The organism is Pararhodobacter zhoushanensis (assembly GCF_025949695.1).
GTDB classification, from domain to species: Bacteria; Pseudomonadota; Alphaproteobacteria; order Rhodobacterales; family Rhodobacteraceae; genus Pararhodobacter; species Pararhodobacter zhoushanensis_A.
This window is the reverse complement of record NZ_JAPDFL010000001.1, coordinates 3,351,748-3,369,134: the sequence shown is the minus strand read 5'-3', so window position 1 is coordinate 3,369,134 and position 17,387 is coordinate 3,351,748. Positions and strand designations below refer to the sequence as shown.

17 protein-coding genes, 1 tRNA gene and 1 other RNA gene are annotated in these 17,387 nt (G+C 64.5%); 5 read left to right on the top strand and 14 right to left on the bottom strand.

Annotated features, from left to right (window positions below):
* Positions 1-9: 9 nt before the first annotated feature.
* From OKW52_RS16725 to OKW52_RS16680, 10 genes are all read right to left on the bottom strand, one after another.
* A complete protein-coding gene (locus OKW52_RS16725; RefSeq protein WP_264506723.1) occupies positions 10-675 on the bottom strand; it encodes an HAD family hydrolase in 666 nt (221 codons plus the stop codon).
* Between the two features lies 1 nt (position 676).
* Positions 677-2,149, bottom strand: a complete 1,473-nt coding sequence (locus tag OKW52_RS16720; protein WP_264506722.1) for a mannitol dehydrogenase family protein — start codon at positions 2,147-2,149, stop codon at positions 677-679.
* Between the two features lies 1 nt (position 2,150).
* Complete coding sequence (locus OKW52_RS16715) at positions 2,151-2,918, bottom strand: L-iditol 2-dehydrogenase (RefSeq protein WP_264506721.1); 768 nt, start codon at positions 2,916-2,918, stop codon at positions 2,151-2,153.
* Positions 2,915-3,919, bottom strand: coding sequence for an ABC transporter ATP-binding protein (locus OKW52_RS16710; RefSeq protein WP_264506720.1), 1,005 nt, complete (start codon positions 3,917-3,919; stop codon positions 2,915-2,917). Before OKW52_RS16710 ends, OKW52_RS16715 begins: the two co-directional genes overlap by 4 nt.
* A gap of 11 nt (positions 3,920-3,930) precedes the next feature.
* Complete coding sequence (locus OKW52_RS16705; RefSeq protein ID WP_264506719.1) at positions 3,931-4,761, bottom strand: carbohydrate ABC transporter permease; 831 nt, start codon at positions 4,759-4,761, stop codon at positions 3,931-3,933.
* A gap of 10 nt (positions 4,762-4,771) precedes the next feature.
* Positions 4,772-5,638: a carbohydrate ABC transporter permease gene (locus OKW52_RS16700; protein ID WP_264506718.1), complete on the bottom strand. Its 867-nt coding sequence runs from the start codon at positions 5,636-5,638 to the stop codon at positions 4,772-4,774.
* Positions 5,639-5,771: 133 nt separating this feature from the next.
* A complete protein-coding gene (locus OKW52_RS16695) occupies positions 5,772-7,085 on the bottom strand; it encodes an ABC transporter substrate-binding protein (RefSeq protein ID WP_264506717.1) in 1,314 nt (437 codons plus the stop codon).
* Positions 7,086-7,232: 147 nt separating this feature from the next.
* On the bottom strand, positions 7,233-8,174 hold the full coding sequence (locus OKW52_RS16690; RefSeq protein ID WP_264506716.1) for a sugar-binding transcriptional regulator: 942 nt from the start codon (positions 8,172-8,174) through the stop codon (positions 7,233-7,235).
* A gap of 89 nt (positions 8,175-8,263) precedes the next feature.
* Positions 8,264-8,340, bottom strand: a tRNA-His gene (locus OKW52_RS16685).
* A 51-nt stretch (positions 8,341-8,391) separates the two neighbouring features.
* A complete protein-coding gene (locus tag OKW52_RS16680; RefSeq protein WP_264506715.1) occupies positions 8,392-8,871 on the bottom strand; it encodes a GNAT family N-acetyltransferase in 480 nt (159 codons plus the stop codon).
* A gap of 101 nt (positions 8,872-8,972) precedes the next feature.
* On the opposite strand from OKW52_RS16680, the gene OKW52_RS16675 reads away from it, so the two are divergent.
* Complete coding sequence (locus OKW52_RS16675) at positions 8,973-9,200, top strand: DUF6324 family protein (protein ID WP_127110071.1); 228 nt, start codon at positions 8,973-8,975, stop codon at positions 9,198-9,200.
* Positions 9,201-9,206: 6 nt separating this feature from the next.
* On the opposite strand, the gene ffs is transcribed toward OKW52_RS16675, so the two are convergent.
* Positions 9,207-9,304: signal recognition particle sRNA small type (gene ffs / locus OKW52_RS16670), an RNA gene on the bottom strand.
* Between the two features lie 119 nt (positions 9,305-9,423).
* Between ffs and OKW52_RS16665 the strand changes: the two genes are divergently transcribed.
* Together OKW52_RS16665 and OKW52_RS16660 are read left to right on the top strand one after the other, a co-directional pair.
* Positions 9,424-10,038 carry a TetR/AcrR family transcriptional regulator gene (locus OKW52_RS16665; protein ID WP_264506714.1) on the top strand — a complete coding sequence of 205 codons (615 nt, stop codon included), beginning with the start codon at positions 9,424-9,426 and terminating at the stop codon, positions 10,036-10,038.
* Between the two features lie 542 nt (positions 10,039-10,580).
* Positions 10,581-11,312 (top strand): Crp/Fnr family transcriptional regulator, encoded by a 732-nt coding sequence (locus OKW52_RS16660; RefSeq protein WP_127110077.1) that lies wholly within the window; start codon positions 10,581-10,583, stop codon positions 11,310-11,312.
* On the opposite strand, the gene OKW52_RS16655 is transcribed toward OKW52_RS16660, so the two are convergent.
* Entirely contained in the window at positions 11,309-11,710 is a 402-nt protein-coding gene (locus OKW52_RS16655) for a DUF1801 domain-containing protein (RefSeq protein WP_264506713.1), read from the bottom strand. The genes OKW52_RS16660 and OKW52_RS16655 overlap by 4 nt on opposite strands.
* 120 nt (positions 11,711-11,830) lie before the next feature.
* Here OKW52_RS16655 and dinB point away from each other — a divergent pair, with 120 nt between their 5' ends.
* Entirely contained in the window at positions 11,831-12,940 is a 1,110-nt protein-coding gene (dinB, locus tag OKW52_RS16650; protein ID WP_264506712.1) for a DNA polymerase IV, read from the top strand.
* On the opposite strand, the gene OKW52_RS16645 is transcribed toward dinB, so the two are convergent.
* Positions 12,885-14,120: a LysR family transcriptional regulator gene (locus OKW52_RS16645; protein WP_264506711.1), complete on the bottom strand. Its 1,236-nt coding sequence runs from the start codon at positions 14,118-14,120 to the stop codon at positions 12,885-12,887. The genes dinB and OKW52_RS16645 overlap by 56 nt on opposite strands.
* A 168-nt stretch (positions 14,121-14,288) precedes the next feature.
* Here OKW52_RS16645 and OKW52_RS16640 point away from each other — a divergent pair, with 168 nt between their 5' ends.
* Entirely contained in the window at positions 14,289-15,662 is a 1,374-nt protein-coding gene (locus tag OKW52_RS16640) for an aminomethyl transferase family protein (RefSeq protein ID WP_264506710.1), read from the top strand.
* Positions 15,663-15,691: 29 nt separating this feature from the next.
* Here OKW52_RS16640 and OKW52_RS16635 read toward each other — a convergent pair whose 3' ends face one another.
* Positions 15,692-16,810, bottom strand: coding sequence for an acyltransferase family protein (locus OKW52_RS16635; RefSeq protein WP_264506709.1), 1,119 nt, complete (start codon positions 16,808-16,810; stop codon positions 15,692-15,694).
* Positions 16,811-17,387: the final 577 nt, after the last annotated feature.

The following is a 17,387-nucleotide window of genomic DNA, read 5'->3' as shown; positions in this document are numbered from 1 at the left end:
TCTCCACCCTCAACCAAGACCCCGGAGTACCGCGGGCAGGTCGGCCATGGTGTCGATGATGGACTCTGGCGCGAGTTTTTCAACCTCAAGTCGCAGGTTGGCGGGTTCCGCATGCGCGCCACCGACGAAACCGACCGCGCGCATACCGGCGGCGCGGGCGGCGGTCAGGCCGGCAGGGCTGTCCTCGATCACCACGCAATCGGCAGGATCGACGCCCAGGGTACGGGCGGCGAGCAGGAACAGATCCGGCGCGGGTTTGCCGTTGGCGACCATGGTGGCGCTGAAAATCTGCGGTTCAAACAGCGGCAGCAGGCCGGTCACGCGCAGCGACAGGCGGATGCGGTCGGGCTGGCTGCTGGAGGCGACGCAGACGGGCAGGTCCAGCGCCGTGATTGCTTCGGCCACGCCGGGGATCGGTTGCAGGTCGGCTTCGAACCGCGACAGCAGGCGGTGGCGCATCTCGGCCAGCAGCGCATCGGTCAGCGTCACGCCGCGCTCGCGCTTGAGCCACTCGCCGACGCTGCCCAGCGATTTGCCAAGGAAATGCGCGTAGCCTTCCTGCACGGTCAGCACGCAGCCGGCCTCGGCCAGCACGGACAGCATTACCGACAGCGAGATCGTCTCGCTGTCGACCAGAACCCCGTCGCAATCAAAGATCACCAGCCCCGGGGGCATCTCAGCCGGTCTCGACGTAGCGGATCAGGGTTTTCGCGGTGCCATCCTGCCAGAGCATATGCAGCCAATGCGCAAACTGCGCGGCAAAGCCCGCGTGTCCGGCCAGATCGCCATAGATCGCGTCCTGTTCCAGCCATGCCTGCGGGCGACGGCGCGCCTGCTGCGCCACAGGCACCAGACGGTCCCAGTTGGGGTCATTGGGGTCGATGGGGACACCTGTATCCGTCACCCCGGCACAGTAGCGCGCCCAGAGCGCGCATTCCAGCGCCAGACCGCTGTACGCGCCGCCATTCTTCAGCGCGTCGCGCAGGGTGGGGATGATGAATTTCGGCTGCCGGTTCGAGCCGTCCAGACACAGGCGGCGCACCGTATCGCCGATCTTGGGGTTGGAAAACCGCCGTTCGATCAGTGCGACATAGGCGGGCAGATCGGTGTCAGGGACCGGGGGCACCTGCGGCATGATCTCGGTTTCCTCGATCTTGCGCAGAAAGGCGCGGATCAAGGGGTGTTCCATCGCCTCGTGGACAAAGTGGATGTCCATCAGCCCGGCAGGATAGGCGATGACCGCGTGCCCGCCGTTCAGGATGCGAAGCTTCATCAGCTCAAACGGAGCGACATCATCGACGAACTGTGCGCCGACGGCTTCCAGCTTGGGGCGGCCGAGGGGGAAATTATCCTCGAGCACCCATTGCGTGAAGCCTTCGCAGAACACCGGCCAGCCGTCGGTCACGCCGAAATCCTGCGCCAGAATGGCCCGCTCGCGATCGCCGGTGGCGGGGGTGATGCGGTCGACCATGGCGTTGGGGAAGGCGACGTTGTCCGCGATCCAGTCCGCGAAAGCCGGATCGCTGAGCCGGGCCAGCCCGCAGAGCGCGTTCTTGGTGACCACCCCGTTATGCGGGATGTTATCGCAGCACATGACGGTGAACGGCGGAATGCCCGCCGCGCGCCGGGCCTTGAGCGCGGCAATCATCATGCCGAAGGCGGTCTTGGGGGCCTCGGGGCTGGCGGCATCTGCAACGATTGCGGGGTGGGTTGGATCAAAGCGGTCCTGCGCATCCAGAAAATAGCCGCCCTCGGTAATCGTCAGCGAGACGATGCGGATATCGGCCTGCGCCATGCGGGCGATGATCGCCGGGGCGTCGGCGGGTTCGAGATAGTCGATCATCGAGCCCAGCACGCGGGCGGTCGAGTGATCGGCCTCTTGCTCGACCAGCGTGGTCAGCCAGTCCTGCGCCTGCAGCACGGCGCGACCCTTCTTCTCGCCCTCGAACACGCCTGCGCCGACCAGCGCCCAATCCAGCGACTGGCCCTGCGCAAACAGCCGGTCCAGATACATCGCCTGATGCGCGCGGTGAAAATTGCCGACGCCGAAATGCAGGATGCCGGGTGTCAGCGCGGCGCGGTCATAGCCGGGGGCGGCGACACTCTCGGGCAGCGTGGTCAGAGTGGCTTGTGAGAGGGGGACGGTCATGTCAGCTCATCCAGTTCCCGCCGTCGACGTTATACGTCTGGGCGACGATGTAGTCGGCCTCGGTTGAGGCAAGAAAGATCGCCATGCCGGTCAGATCCTCGGCACGGCCCATGCGGCCATAGGGGACGGCGGCGCCGACCTCGGCCTTTTTCTGGCCGGGGGCCTTGCCTTCGTGTTTGGCGAAGAACGCATCCACCCCGTCCCAATGCTCGCCGTCCACCACACCCGGCGCGATGGCGTTGACGTTGATGCCGTGCTTGATCAGGTCCAGACCGGCGCTTTGCGTCAGGCTGATGGTGGCGGCCTTGGTGGCGCAGTAGACAGCAACCAGACCCTCGCCACGCCGACCGGCCTGACTGGCCATGTTGATGATCTTGCCGCCGCCACCGCGTGCGATCATGTGGCGGGCGACCGCCTGCAGCGTGAACAGTGTCCCCGCCACGTTGACCGCGAACAGGCGGTCAAAGTCGGCCCGCGTGATCTCGACGATGGGCGCGGCGGTGAAGAGGGCGGCGTTGTTGATCAGGATGTCGATCCGGCCCAGCCGCGCCACCGCATCGTCCACCGCCGCGTCGATGCTGTCTTGCCGCGTCACGTCCAGATGCACCGCCTGCGCGCCGATCTCGTCGGCGGCGGCCTGCGCGCGGGGCAGGTCGATGTCGGCGATCATCACCTGCGCGCCCTCGGCCACATAGGCGCGCGCGAAGGCCAGCCCGATGCCCCGGGCTGCGCCGGTGATCAGCGCGGTCTTTCCTGTCAGCCGTGTCATGCGATCCGCAGCCCCTGTGCGTCAAAGCGGTGCAGTTGCGCAGGGTCCGGCGTCAGGTGGATCGTGTCGCCGTAATGCAGCGAGACCTCACCCCCGGCGCGCACAGTCAGCGGGGTATCGAACCCTTCGACGGTGACATGGAAGAACGTGTCCGAACCAAGATGCTCCGACACCCCCACCGTGCCGGTCCATGTGCCCGCGCCGTCGGTGACCGCCAGATGTTCGGGGCGGATGCCGATGGTTTGGGCGTCGTGCTTGGCCGCTTCAGGCCCGGTGATCAGGTTCATCTTGGGCGAGCCGATGAAGCCTGCGACAAACACGTTGCGCGGCGCGCGGTACAGGTCCAGCGGGCTGCCGACCTGTTCGATCCGGCCGGCGTTCAGCACGACGATCTTGTCGGCCATGGTCATCGCCTCGACCTGATCGTGGGTCACATAGACCATGGTCGTCGCCAGCCGCTTGTGCAGTTCGCTGATCTCCAGCCGCATGCCGACGCGCAGCGCGGCATCAAGGTTCGAGAGCGGCTCGTCGAACAGGAACGCCGAAGGCTCGCGGACAATGGCCCGGCCAATGGCCACCCGCTGGCGCTGGCCGCCCGACAGCTGGCCGGGGCGACGGTCCAGATAGCTGTCAAGGTTGAGCACTTTGGCGGCGGCGTTCACCTTGGCGTCGATCTGATCCTGCGACAGGCCCGCCATCTTCAGCGGAAAGGCGATGTTCTTGCGCACCGACATATGCGGGTAGAGCGCATAGCTTTGAAACACCATCGCCAGCCCGCGCTTGGAGGGCGACAGCCGCGTCGCGTCGGTGCCGTCGATGCGGATCTCGCCGTCGGTGACATCCTCAAGCCCGGCGATCAGCCGCAGCAGCGTGGATTTCCCGCAGCCCGAGGGGCCGACGAAGACCACGAATTCTCCATCCTCGATCCGCAGATCCAGCGGGGGAATGACCTCGACATCGCCGAAAGCCTTGCGAACCTTGTCCAGCGTGATGCGTCCCATGTCGTTCTTCCTTACTTGACGGCGCCAAAGGTGAGGCCGCGCACGAGTTGTTTCTGGCTGAACCAGCCCATGATCAGGATCGGCGCGATCGCCATGGTCGAGGCGGCGCTGAGCTTGGCGTAGAACAGACCCTCAGGGCTGGAATAGCTGGCGATGAAGGCGGTCAGGGGGGCGGCGTCGATGGTGGTCAGGGTGAGGGTCCAGAAGGCCTCGTTCCACGCCAGAATGATGTTCAAAAGCACGGTCGAGGCGATGCCGGGGATCGCCATCGGCGTGAGCACATAGAGGATCTCGGCTTTCAGCCCGGCCCCGTCCATCCGCGCGGCTTCCAGAATCTCACCCGGAATTTCGCGGAAATAGGTGTAGAGCATCCAGATGATGATCGGCAGGTTGATCATCATCAGGATGAAGATCAGCGCGCCCTTGCTGTCCAGAAGCCCGGTCTCGATCAGGATCAGCCGGATCGGATAGAGCACACCCACGGCAGGCAGCATCTTGGTCGACAGCATCCACATCAGGATATCCTTGGTGCGCTTGGCGGGCACAAACGCCATCGACCACGCGGCGGGCACGGCGATGATGATGCCAAGGACGGTAGAACCAACCGCCAGCGCAACCGAGTTCCACAGATAGCGCATGTAGTCGGAACGCTCCTGCACCACCGCGTAATTCTCCAGCGTCCAGTCGAAGTTGAAGAACACCGGCGGGTCGGCGATGGCGGCGGCTTCGGTCTTGAAGCTGGTCAGGATGGTCCACAGGATCGGGAAAAAGATCGTCAGACCAATGGCCCAGGCGAGGGCGGTATAGGCGATCTTGCGGCGGGTGGTGACGGCGCGGGCCATGGCGGTCTCCTTACGCGTCGAGGTTCTTGCCGACGACGCGCATCAGCACGAGGGCGACGATATTGGCGAGGATCACGGCGATGATGCCACCGGCCGAGCCGAGCCCGACGTTCTGGCTTTCAATCACGCGCTGATAGACGAGATAGGTCAGCGTTCTGGTGCCAAAGGCCCCGCCGGTGGTGACGTAGATCTCGGCGAAGATCGACAGCAGGAAAATCGTCTGGATCAGCACGACCACGGTGATCGAGCGGGCCAGATGCGGCAAGGTCATGTGGTAAAAGCGCGACAGCGGCCCGGCGCCGTCCATTTCGGCGGCTTCCATCTGCTCGCTGTCGAGCGACTGAATGGCGGTCAGCAGGATCAGCGTGGCGAAGGGCAGCCATTGCCAGGACACGATCAGGATGATCGAAAACAGCGGGGCCTGCGACAGCCAGTCAATCGGTTGCAGCCCGAACGCCTTGAACAGATGCGCAAAAAGCCCGTTCACCGGGTTCATGAACATGTTCTTCCAGACCAGCGCCGACACCGTGGGCATCACGAAGAAGGGGGCGATGACCAGAATGCGCACAACGCCCTGACCCCAGATCGGCTGGTCCAGCAGATTGGCCAGCAGGATGCCCCCGATCACGGTGATCAAGAGCACGCCGCCGACCAGCTGCAACGTGGTGACAACGCTGGACAGAAAGGCCGATGAGGTAACGAAGCGGGTGTAATTGCCCAGGCCCTCGCAGCAATCGAACGTGCCGCGCATCGGGCGGTAGTCGAGGGTCGAGAACCAGAGCGTCAGGATCAGCGGCACCAGCATCCAGACGAGGAGCAGGAACACCGCCGGTGCCATCATCACGCGGGCAGCGGAACGAGAATGCTGGGTGGCCATGTCGGACCCTCGTCAGGAAAAAGGGGGGAGAGGGGGCACGCGGCCCGAAGGCCGCGTGCGTTCTCATCAAGGAGGAGGGAAAAGCAGGGCGAAGCGCGGGTTGGGCGCGCCTCGCCCTATGGGTGCCGTGGGATCAGTACCCCGCGGCCTCCATCTCTTCGGTGGCCAGCTCTTGCGCTTGCTCAAGCGCTGCGGCCGCCGTGGTCTGCCCGGCAAGCGCTGCCGAGAAGAACTGACCGACCTCGGTCGCAAGGCCCGCGAACTCGGGGATCGCGACGAACTGCACGCCGGTATAGGGCACCGGGTCCACGGTCGGGTTGGTCGGATCTGCCGCTTCCATCGAGCGCAGGGTCATCGCAGCGAACGGCGCTGCGTCGAGGTACTCCTGGTTCTCGTAAAGCGAGGTGCGGGTGCCCGGCGGGACGTTGGCCCAGCCCTCTTCACTGGCGACCAGCGCGGCATAGTCCGGGCCGGTTGCCCAAGCGATGAACTGGCGGGCAGCCTCGGGTGCATCAGACGAGGACGGGATCGCCAGCGACCACGCCCAGAGCCAGTTGCCGCGCTTGCCCAGACCATTGTCCGGTGCCAGCGCAAAGCCGACGCTGTCGGCCACCTGGCTGTCGGTCGGGTTGGTCACGAAGGACGCCGCCACCGTCGCGTCGATCCACATGCCGCAATGGCCGGTCTGGAACAGCGCGAGGTTCTCGTTGAAGCCGTTGTTCGACGCACCCGGAGGGCCCGACTGGGTCATCATGTCGATGTAGAAGTTCAGCGTGTTCGACCAGGCTTCGGTGTCGAATTGCGGGGTCCAGTCCATGTCGAACCAGCGCGCGCCGAACGAGTTGCCCATGGCGGTCAGGAACGCCATGTTCTCGCCCCAGCCGGCCTTGCCGCGCAGGCAGATGCCGTAGATCTCGTTGTCGCGGTCGGTCATCGCCGCTGCCGCGTCACGGATGAAGTCCCAGGTCGGGGCCTCGGGCATTTCCAGCCCGGCCGCTTCCATCAGGTCGGTGCGGTACATCACCATCGAGCTTTCGCCGTAGAAGGGCGAGGCATAGAGATTGCCGTCCACCGTCAGACCGCCGCGCACAGCGGGCAGCAGGTCGTCGATGTTGTAATCATCGCCCAGATCGTTGAGCGACTGCAGCCAGCCCAGCTCGCCCCAGATCGGGACTTCATAGGTGCCGATGGTGATGACGTCATACTGACCGCCGCCGGTGGCGATGTCGGTCGTCACGTTCTGACGCAGCACGTTTTCTTCAAGCGTGACCCACTCGACGGTGACGTCGGGGTGCATCTCGGTGAAATGGCTGGCCAGACGCTGCATGCGGATCATGTCGCCGTTGTTCACGGTCGCGATGGTGATCGTTTCGGCCTGTGCTGCAAGGCCGAAACCCGCAGCCGTCAGTGCCGTCGCACCCATCAGGGCGCGCAGGGTCTTTGTCATGGTATCCTCCCAAGGTGAGCAAATGCTAAGCTCATGGGCAATTTCTCACGACAATTTGTCACAGGTCAACAGAATTCTTGGCCGCGCGCCGTTGGGACGCAGCAAGGTACTGAGACTGTTCAGAAAAAATGAGGGATCGGCGGGTATTTACGCTGTTAGCGCAATCGCCGTGTTTTCGTCGGTGACCAGCCCGTTCACCAGTTTGCCCAGCAGCGCCGCTCGAATCGCGGGGACTTTGTCGGGTCCATGGGCGGCGGCAATCGTCGGCCCCGGAGGGGCAGGGGACAGCAGGGCCGAGCTGACGCGGCTGTTGATCTCGTCGTCCAGCAACTGTCCTTCGGCGTCAAAAACATACCCGATGATCTCGCCCACCGCGCCTTTGTCGCGCAGCCGTTGCTGATCGGCTGGCGTGATGAACCCGTCGATGACCAGCGGCGCGCGCTCATTCATCGTGCCGACACCCAGAAACCGCACATTCGTCCGCGCTGACAGCGCGCGGGTGCCGATCAGCGTCTTCTGGCCCAACAGCGCCGTGCGTTCCCCGGCCGAGGCGGTGATCACCGGCAGCGGCACGGGAAATGTCCGCGCGCTGATCTTGTCGGCGATGGTAAACAGCACGTTGTAATACGCGGTCGAGCCGTCAGGGGAAATGTTCCCGGTCAGCGAGACGATCTTGTGCTGGGCGCAGTCAAGATGCGGCAGATGCTCGACCGCCGCGCGCAGGGTGCGCCCGGTGCCCAACCCGACCACCAGCGGCTCTTCGCGCAACAGCCACCGTTCCAGCAGATCGCCGGTCGCCTGTGCCACGGCCTGACCCGAGTTCTGCACCGAATCGAGCGACGGCACGACCTCGCAGATTTCCAGACCAAAGCGGTCCTGCAAGGCGCGGGCCAGTTCCATGCAGCGGGCGATGGGGTGGTCGATGCGGACCTTCACCAGCCCTGCAGCCAGCGCCTGCGACACCAGCCGTTGCGCGGATTGGCGCGAAATCCCAAGGATTTGTGCGATTTCATCCTGTTTGCAGCCGCCGATATAGGCCAGCCAGGCCGCCCGTGCCGCGTCATCGTGTTTGCGTTCTGGGCCTGCCATCTTCGTCTCCCGCGCTGTGCGTATCGTGGGGATCACCCTGCGCCTTGGCAAGACGCAGCACCGATACGCCTGATCACAAAAGGGGGAGGTGGTACCGCCTTCCCGGCTTGAACGGGAGACCTCTAGATCCACAATCTAGCGCTCTAACCAACTGAGCTAAGGCGGCACACGGTGGGCGTTTAGCCCTGCTCTGAACCAATTGCAAGGGGGCAATGGGTCAGAGATTTCGATGCCATGTCTGTGCGACGACATCTTGGCCGAACGAGTGCTGGGGTTCCGATTCGACCAAAGCGAATCCATTGCGCGCATAGAGTCGCCCGGCAGCGCGGTGGCTTTCATGCGTCCACAGCACGATTTGCGCATAGCCCGCTGCACGCGCGAAGCCGAAAGCCTGCTCCAGCATCCGCTGGGCAAGCCCTGTGCCGCGCGCCTCGGGCTCGAGCAGGAACAGCCGCAACTTGGCCACCTGCGCGTCACGCTGGACCACAAAAATCGACCCCAGCCGCCGCCCGTCGCGCCACGCGATCCAGCCCTGTTCGCGCCCGTCGATTCGGGTTGCAAGAAACTCGGTGACGATCTGCGCGACCAGCGCGCCGAAGCTGTCATCAAAGCCTTCATCCTGCGCATAGAGCACATGATGCCGCTCGATCAGCCAAGCGGCATCACTTGCCGCGACAGGGTGCAGGGATATCTCCATCGTGAGAGTGTCGATGCGGGCACGGGCTGCGTCAAGTGCCCGGCGCTTGCGCTGCGCAGACCGGCGGGGTACGCACACCAAACGCAAAACACGAGGCTGTCATGAGCATTAACAAAGAGAGCGATCTCGCCGCCAATCTGCAAATCGGCCCGACCACGCTGGGCATGGTGCGCATCTATGTCGAAGGTGGCGGCATCGATCTGCCGCTCGATTTCGATCCCGATGAAGCCGATGAAATCGCCGAAGAACTGCGGTCGGCCGCTGAAGCTGCGCGCTCGATGGGCAGCGGTGGCAAACCGGCGGGCAAGGGTGGTAAAGGCAAGCGCTAAGGCGCTGGGTGAGAGACCGGACACGACCCAAGCGGGATTCGTTGCGGCTGCTTCCTTCCGGACCTGACCGGGTTGGCGAAACGCCTGCCCGCGCCGATCTCTCGCGGATCACATATTCAAGCGCTGACGCTATTGCAAGGGTGCATTGTGGGCGCGCGGGGCCTGAGTTGCCAGCGGGGCGCGATCTGCGATACTGCGCACTGGTCCGTCCGAACAGAGCATCATGAGCAAACGCGGCTATCATCACGGCAATCTGCGGCAGGCCTTGGTTGAGGCAGCGCTGGACCTGATCACCGAGAAGGGACCGACCGGATTCACCATGGCCGAGGCGGCGAAGCGCGCCGAGGTCTCGGCCGCAGCGCCCTACCGGCATTTCTCGGGCCGCGATGACCTTATTGCCGAGATCGCGACGCAGGGGTTCGAACTGTTCGCGGATGTGCTGGATTTCGCCTATAACGACGGAAAACCTTCGCCGCTTGCGTCCTTCGAGGCGGTGGGCCGGGCCTATCTGGCCTTCGCGCGCAAATATCCCGGTCATTATATGGCGATGTTCGAATCGGGTGTGTCGCCCGGACAGACGCCGGAATTGTCCCGCGCTTCCGAGCGCGCCAACAAGGTGCTGACCCGCGCTGCCGACGCGCTTTCGGTGCGCATTCCGGCCGATCGCCGCCCGCCGTCGGCCATGTTCGCGGCGCATATCACCGCGATGAGCCATGGCATTGTCGAGCTTTACACCCGCGGCAAACCCGGCGGGCGCGCTCCGTTTACGCCCGAGGAATTGCTTGAAGCCGGGATCGGCATCTATTTGCGCGGCCTTGGCCTGATCGAGCGCGACTGAGCGGCCTCAAGGGTTTTTCAAGACTCGGGCGGGACGCTGGGCCGAAGCAAGGTGCAGTCTTGCTGGGGTAGGCTCGCCGGTTGGCGCTTTTTAAGCATTTCAATCAGGAAGCTTTGCAGCTCTGAATACCCAAAGGGCCGATCCAGCACCGGGAAATGCGCGCGGGACACGCTCACGCCGTCATGCGCAACCAGGGCAAGGCTGGTGCCCTGTGCGACCAGCTGCGCAGTGAGCTGCTGCGCAACCGCGGATCTCGCCCGGGGCGTCGATGATGGCGTAATCCGGTCTTGGCAGGGTCTCAAGCAACTCGAGCGCCGCGTCAAAGGACTCGGCGCGCTGGATATCTGTGTTCGGGGCGATTTCGACCAACCCCTCGGCCACGTCTTCCATCATCATCCAGTCAGTCAAAACCAGCAGACAAAGGGTCCGGGGGCGTCGCGAGGGGGAAGTGGTCATGTCTCTCTTTCACAGTTGAAGGCGGGACAATGGAACTTTTCACCGGGTCGTGCATTAAACTGCGACATACAGAGGAAGATCTGCGGATGGACATGACCGATTGTGCAGCGTGCCCTTTACGCCAGTGCGACCTCTTTACTCCCTTCAGTGATGACGAGCTCGACTTCATGGCCCACTTCAAAAGTGGCGAGCTGACGGTCACCAAAGGCACAACAATCTTGATGGAAGGCTCGAACAGCGGACAGCTTTTCACCATTCTGAAAGGTATGGCAATCCGGTATAAATTGCTTGAGGACGGCAGTCGTCAAGTGATCAATTTCGCCATGCCCGGCGACTTTCTCGGGCTTCAGGCTGGCGTCATGGGTGAGATGCAGCACAGCGTCGAAGCGGCTTCAGATATGACATTGTGTGTCTTCCGTCGCGAGGCGTTGTGGGACGTGTTTCGCTCCCATCCCTCGCGCGCCTTTGACCTGACCTGGATCAGCGCGGTCGAGGAGCATTTTCTGGGTGAGACGATTGCCACGCTGGGTCAGCGCGACGGGTTACAGCGCGTTTCCTGGGCGTTGACGCGCCTCTTCATGCGGCTGCGCGCTGTCGGGCTGGGGACGCGCAAGTCGGTGCCGCTGCCGTTCCGCCAGCAGGACATGGCCGACGCGCTGGGGCTGTCACTGGTCCACACCAACAAGACGCTGGCCGAGCTGCGCCAACAAAAGATCGCCACGTGGTCCAAGGGCGTGCTTGAGGTGCATGATTTCGACAAGCTCCGCTCTACCGGTCTGGTGGACGAGAACCGCGAGGCCAAGCGCCCGCTGCTCTAACCGCGCCGGTGATAGGTCAGCGCGGCGCGGATACACTGCGCCAGCGCGGCCTCGGGGATCGGGCCGGGGTGCAGGATCAAGGCGCGCTTGCCCTCATAGGCGAAGGTGTCGGCGAAGTGGTCGCGAAAGCCGTCGATCAATGTCGTCTGACAAGGCACGAACAGCGCGACCTGATCGGGGGCCGATCTGCTGACCCCCATCCGGAGCGTCGTGCCCGTGCGGCCGGGCGTCAGATACGCGGGCTCTCCCCATTTCAGCGTTTCGGTCAGCGGACCGACCGCTGCCTCTTGCGCCACGGCGAAAATCAGTGCGCGCACGCTTTGGAGGCGCGCGTGCAGGGCGTGCGGCAGGCGCTCAAAGGCCGCAGCGACGGCGTCGGGTGGGGCAGGGATGCTCATCCGACTACCGTGCCATACCGCAGTCTGACCGAAAAGAGGTAAATATTCCCCTTTCGTTCTTCCCTGCCGCACCCGCACCCGCTATTCTGGCCGCCAATCCGCTTGGCAGGGGCAAGGCCCGTGACGACCGACAGCGACCCGACACCGCCCGAGGCACCGCGCCGCAAGATCATCCATGTCGACATGGATGCCTTCTATGCGTCGGTCGAGCAGCGCGATAACCCCGAGTTGCGCGGCAAGCCCGTCGTGGTCGGCGGCGCAGGCCCGCGCGGTGTGGTTGCGGCGGCGAGCTATGAGGCGCGGGTGTTCGGGGTGCGCTCGGCCATGCCCTCGGTCACCGCGCGGCGCAAATGCCCCGAGCTGATCTTCGCCCGCCCCCGTTTCGATGTGTACCGCGAGGTGTCTGGCCAGATCCGCGAGATCTTTGCCGAGCATACCGACCTGATCGAACCCTTGTCGCTGGACGAGGCCTATCTCGACGTGACCGAGAACAAGCAGGGCATCGCCTCGGCCACCGAATTGGCGCAGGTGGTGCGCGCGCGGATCAAAGAGGTCACGGGGCTCAATGCCTCGGCGGGGATCTCGTATTGCAAGTTTCTGGCCAAGATGGCGTCGGATCTGAACAAACCCAACGGGCAGGCGGTGATTACGCCCCGGCACGGGGCCGAGTTTGTCGCCGCCCTGCCGGTGGCCAAATTCCACGGCGTGGGTCCAGCGACAGCGGCCAAGATGGCGCGGCTGGGGATCACCACGGGCGCCGATCTGCGCGCGCAATCGCTGGAATTCTTGCGCCAGAATTTCGGCAAATCGGGCGGCTGGTATTACCGCATTTCGCGCGGCATCGACGAACGCGCGGTACAGCCGCACCGCGAGCGCAAATCCGTGGGGGCAGAGGATACGTTTCTGGAAGACATCTTCGATCCGGCGCTGGCGCGCGAGGAACTGGCCAAGCTGGTCGCCCGCGTCTGGCGGCACACCGACGACAAGGGGCTGAAGGCACGCACGGTGGTGGTCAAGGTCAAGTACGCCGATTTCCAGCAGATCACCCGCAGCCGCACGCTGTCGGTCCCGCTCGCCTCGGCCGAAGACATGCAGGCGCTGAGCTTTGCGCTGCTCGACGGGGTGTTTCCGGTGGCCAAGGGCATCCGGTTGCTGGGGGTGACGCTGTCGACGCTCAGCGGTGAGGAAGACGAGCCTGCAGAACAGGGCGTGCAGCTGTCGCTGTGGTGAACCGCGCCGCCAGCGCTTGAGCAAAGGCTGTGACCGCTGGTGACTGCGGTGTGTCGCCCAACCGGGTCAGGCCGACGGCAACGCCCGCGTCGGGCAGATCGAACGCCACCGCCTTGAGATCCGGGCGCAGGGCGTCGAGCGTGGCGTCTGAATAGCTGAGCAGGGCAATCGAATCGCTGTCGGCGATCATCTGCTCGGCATCGGCAAAGGACCAGATTTCATAGCTTTGCGCCGGGGGCACCGCACCCAGCCGCCGGAAGGCCGTCTCAAAATAGCGCCGCACCGGCGTGCCATGCGGGGCCACGACCCAGCGCTGCGCGGCAAGGGTGGCGATGCTGACCGGGGCGTCATGGACCGGGTGATCGCGCCGGGCGACCAGCGTGAAACGCTCTTGGTAGAGCGGCTCTTCGACAAAACCGGGGTAGGGCGCAGGCGAGCGCAGCAGGCCGACGATCACGTCGATCTCACGCCGTTTGAGCGCCTCACACAGTGCCGTATAGTTGCCCGGAACGCCCACCAGCCGCAGGTTCGGGGCGACTCGCGTCAGATCCCCAAACGCCGCCATCACCTGCGCCTGCCCGCTGAACGGCATCAGCCCCACCGCGACGCGCCCGGTCAGCCCCTGCGCTGCCTGCGCCAACAGGGCAGGCAGAGCACGCAGTTCGTCCTGCACCCGGTCCCAGAGCGCGGCGAGGGTGAAGGCGGCAGGTTCGGGCGTCAAGCCGCTGCCGTGACGCCGAAAAAGCGGTGCAGGGACCAAGGCACCCAGATCGCGCAGCGTCTGGCTGATCGCGGGCTGCCGGACCCCCAGCGCCTGCGCCGCCGCCGACGCGCTGCCGGTCGTTACCACCGCCGCCAGCGCGCTCAGGTGTCGCCATTGCACCATCCCCGCCAGCCGGGCGTGACGCGCGCCCAGATCGACGCGCTCGACCGTCTCGATATCGGCCAGCAGCCGCTGGCATTGCGCGACCACCACGTCGCCGGGGGCGGTCGGCTCGCTGCCAGTCCAGCCGCGCTGGAACAGCGTCACGCCCAACCGCGCCTCGGCCTCGGCCAGCGCGCGCGACAGGGATGACTGGCTGAGCGCCAGCGCTTCGGCGGCGGCACTCAGGCGGCGGTGGTCGGCCAGCGCGCGGATGACGCGGGCTTCGCGGGCGGTGAGGGGCAGGGACGGTTGCATGAGGCTGCGCGAGTCGGGGTGAACCCCGACCTACGGGGCGTGTAGGTCGGGGTTTACCCCGACATGGCGGACCCTGATATAAGCAGATCGGAAGGCCCTATTCAATCTGCGCATAAGCGGCGCGAAAACCCGCATGCTAGGCTGCGCGCATCAAGGGAGGAACCCATCATGACCGCCAAGACCCTGTCCGACCGCATCCGCGAGAGCGGTACCGCCGCGAACATGCTGCAAAACGCAGCGACCGGCCCGTATCAATTCCCCATCCCGCCCGCCTATACCAACTGGGTCGAGGAAACGCGCGCCTGGCGCAACAGCGCGGTGCTGCTGAACCAGTCCTACCACATGACCGACCTTTATCTGCGCGGGCCGGACGTCAGGAAACTGCTCGAACGCGTCGGCATCAACAGCTTTGCCACCTGGGGTCGCAACAAGGCCAAGCAGCTCGTCTGCGTGAACGAGGACGGTTTCGTCATCGGTGACGTGATCTGTCTGGGGCTGGAAGACGATGAATCCCTGCTGATCGGCCGCCCGCCGGTGTGCAACTGGGTGGCGTATCAGGCCGAGATTTCGGGGCTGAATGTCACCACCGAATTCGACATCCGCAGTCTGGAGAACCCCGACCAGCCGCGCAAACTGTATCGCTATGAGGTGCAGGGCCCCAAGGCGCTGGATATTCTGAATGAGGTGAACGAGGGCGGCCCGCTGACCACCAAATTCTTCAACATGGGCGAGATGACCATCGCCGGCTGCAAGGCGCGGACCCTCAGCCACGGCATGGGCGGCGCGCAGGGCCTTGAAATCTGGGGCCCCTATGCCGAGCACGAGAAAGTCTATGACCGCCTGATGGAAGTCGGTGCGAAATACGGCATGCTGCGCGCCGGGGCGCGGGCCTATTCGACCGCTGCGATGGAATCGGGCTGGATCCCCTCGCCGCTGCCCGCGATCTACTCGGGCGACGCGATGCAGGCTTACCGCGACTGGCTGCCCGCCAACGGGTTCGAGGCGACCACCGCTGTCGGCGGCTCGTTCGAGCCCGAGGATGTCAGCGACTACTACCTGACGCCGTGGGATCTGGCCTATCACCGCGTGATCAAGTTCGACCACGACTTCATCGGTCGCGCTGCGCTCGAGAAAATGGTGGACGGCCCGCACCGGGTGAAGGTCACGCTGGTCTGGGACAAGGAAGACGTGCTCAAGATCTTCGGCGGTCTGATGGAGGCCTTCCCCGGCCCCAAACTGATGGAAATGCCCACCGGCAACTATGCCGCGCATCCCTATGATCAGGTGCTGCTGAACGGTGAAAGGGTCGGTCTGTCGACCTACCCGACCTATTCCGCAAATGAGCGGGCGTGGATCTCGCTGGCGATGGTGCGCGCCGATCTGGCCGAGCAGGGCACCAAGCTGTCGATCCTGTGGGGCGAGGCGAACGGCGGCTCGAGAAAGCCGCATGTCGAAGAGCACACCCAGATGGAAGTCGGCGCCGAGGTTCACCCCTGGCCCATCCACGACGCGTCGCGTCTCACCTATCGCAAGCAGGACTGAGACGGTTGCGGGGCGCCTTCGGGCGCCCCTCAGCGTTGTGCGACCTGACCCAAGGGTTTGTGGCGCAGGGCCAGAAAGCGGCTCTCGTAGAACCGGAAGCTGATCTCGGCCATCAGCCACGCCAATCCCCAGTAAAGCGGGATATAGAGGATCAGCGCGTCTTCGGGCGCGCCCGACACCCGGCGCACCACGACCCCGGCGATGTGATCGGCGCTCAGGTGCAACAGATAGATGCCATAGCTCACCACCCCGATGCGCACGACCGGGCGCAGGGTGAGCAGGGGCATCAGCGGCCCATCCTCGCGCATCACCAGCGACCCCAGCCATGCGGTCATGGTCACATGGACGATGAGCAGCGGCCAGCCCAGCAGCGTGACCGGCAGCAACGCCAGTTCGGCCACCAGCAGCAGCGCCAGCACAAGCGACGTCCAGCGCCCGCCAAGCAAGGCCCAGAGCCGCACGAACCCACGCCGGCCATGAATGACCAGCGCCAGTCCAGACCCCAGCAGGATCGCGGTATAAGGCAGTGCCGTCAGCTCGATCGCCAGCGGTCCGGGCCGCCATGCGCCTGCGGCCAGCCCGGCCATGATCGCCAGTGTGTAAAGCCCGGCGAACCCCACAACGATCCATTTCAGCGTACGGCGCGCCAGCAGAACCAGCAGCAGGGGCCAGAGCAGGTAGTACTGCTCTTCGACCGACAGTGACCATGTCGGGCCAAGCAGCGGGATATGATCGGTCAGGAAATTGGCAAGAAACACATAGTAGTACGGCCACGCTGCCCTTGCACCCGGCTCTTGCTTGACCAGCACGTAATAGGCCCCGATGGCGGTGATCACCAACAGATAGAGCGGCAGAATTCGCAACGCGCGCCGCCAGTAGAACCCGCTGAGCGAGATGCGGCCCTCGCGCACCTGTTCGCGCAGCAACAGCGTGGTGATCAGAAAGCCCGAGATCACAAAGAACAGATCCACCCCCAGAAACCCGCGCGTGAACAGGCGCGAGATGTCACCCAGACGGTCGGAAAGCGGGCTGTGCAGCACCAGAACGCCAAGGATTGCCAGAAACCGCAACCCGTCCAGCGCCCCGAACCGATGGCGCGCACGGTAAGCGGCATGGGCGGCGGCGGCAGTCAAGGGCACGGTCTGCATTGCGGTCCATCCAGTCTGTCGGGGAAGGGGGCGTCGGCTGCCAAATCCCTCCTGTGCATAGCGAGTGCGTTTTTGTCGCGCAACGCCGCTGCCGTGTTGCCGGGCTCCACGGTGAGCGCGCCTGCCATACAGTCACCCGGCGGCGGCGGCCCTGTCAGGGTGGGCCGCCAAGGGTCTTTGGGCGTGCTGGCGCAGGGTGCAGCGAATCACAGGCTTTTCCAATAATGCGGACAATTTGTCCAAACTGCAGGCAAACACCAGATCCTGGAAACGTTCCTGCGCCCCCGGTACCTGCGCGTCGCTGTCGGGGCAGGTGGGTGGCAATGGTTCGGTATGGCGGACAATCCCGCCTTGTCGCGACCACAAAAAGGCGGATAGCTGTCGATTCAGGGGCAAAAAAGGCCAATAACCGGCCAAAATGCGGCAGAAATAGGGCTAAAATTGTTTCTTGAATCGAAACACCCTTGCCCGTGCTGACGCCGGACCGGGCGACGGCCGGCCGCGCAAAAGCGCGTCACCCCTTGAATTCTTTTTGTTAATTATTGGCAATTGATATACTGAGATACGGCCCAGTGTG

What these genes read in the sequence shown, in the direction of transcription:
- OKW52_RS16635 (WP_264506709.1), bottom strand. Translation starts at nt 16,810, where the DNA reads ATGCAGACCGTGCCCTTGACTGCCGCCGCCGCCCATGCCGCTTACCGT.
- OKW52_RS16700 (WP_264506718.1), bottom strand. Translation starts at nt 5,638, where the DNA reads ATGGCCACCCAGCATTCTCGTTCCGCTGCCCGCGTGATGATGGCACCG.
- OKW52_RS16710 (WP_264506720.1), bottom strand. Translation starts at nt 3,919, where the DNA reads ATGGGACGCATCACGCTGGACAAGGTTCGCAAGGCTTTCGGCGATGTC.
- OKW52_RS16675 (WP_127110071.1), top strand. Translation starts at nt 8,973, where the DNA reads ATGAGCATTAACAAAGAGAGCGATCTCGCCGCCAATCTGCAAATCGGC.
- OKW52_RS16640 (WP_264506710.1), top strand. Translation starts at nt 14,289, where the DNA reads ATGACCGCCAAGACCCTGTCCGACCGCATCCGCGAGAGCGGTACCGCC.
- OKW52_RS16680 (WP_264506715.1), bottom strand. Translation starts at nt 8,871, where the DNA reads ATGGAGATATCCCTGCACCCTGTCGCGGCAAGTGATGCCGCTTGGCTG.
- OKW52_RS16655 (WP_264506713.1), bottom strand. Translation starts at nt 11,710, where the DNA reads ATGAGCATCCCTGCCCCACCCGACGCCGTCGCTGCGGCCTTTGAGCGC.
- OKW52_RS16705 (WP_264506719.1), bottom strand. Translation starts at nt 4,761, where the DNA reads ATGGCCCGCGCCGTCACCACCCGCCGCAAGATCGCCTATACCGCCCTC.
- OKW52_RS16690 (WP_264506716.1), bottom strand. Translation starts at nt 8,174, where the DNA reads ATGGCAGGCCCAGAACGCAAACACGATGACGCGGCACGGGCGGCCTGG.
- OKW52_RS16665 (WP_264506714.1), top strand. Translation starts at nt 9,424, where the DNA reads ATGAGCAAACGCGGCTATCATCACGGCAATCTGCGGCAGGCCTTGGTT.
- OKW52_RS16645 (WP_264506711.1), bottom strand. Translation starts at nt 14,120, where the DNA reads ATGCAACCGTCCCTGCCCCTCACCGCCCGCGAAGCCCGCGTCATCCGC.
- OKW52_RS16715 (WP_264506721.1), bottom strand. Translation starts at nt 2,918, where the DNA reads ATGACACGGCTGACAGGAAAGACCGCGCTGATCACCGGCGCAGCCCGG.
- OKW52_RS16695 (WP_264506717.1), bottom strand. Translation starts at nt 7,085, where the DNA reads ATGACAAAGACCCTGCGCGCCCTGATGGGTGCGACGGCACTGACGGCT.
- OKW52_RS16720 (WP_264506722.1), bottom strand. Translation starts at nt 2,149, where the DNA reads ATGACCGTCCCCCTCTCACAAGCCACTCTGACCACGCTGCCCGAGAGT.
- OKW52_RS16660 (WP_127110077.1), top strand. Translation starts at nt 10,581, where the DNA reads ATGGACATGACCGATTGTGCAGCGTGCCCTTTACGCCAGTGCGACCTC.
- OKW52_RS16725 (WP_264506723.1), bottom strand. Translation starts at nt 675, where the DNA reads ATGCCCCCGGGGCTGGTGATCTTTGATTGCGACGGGGTTCTGGTCGAC.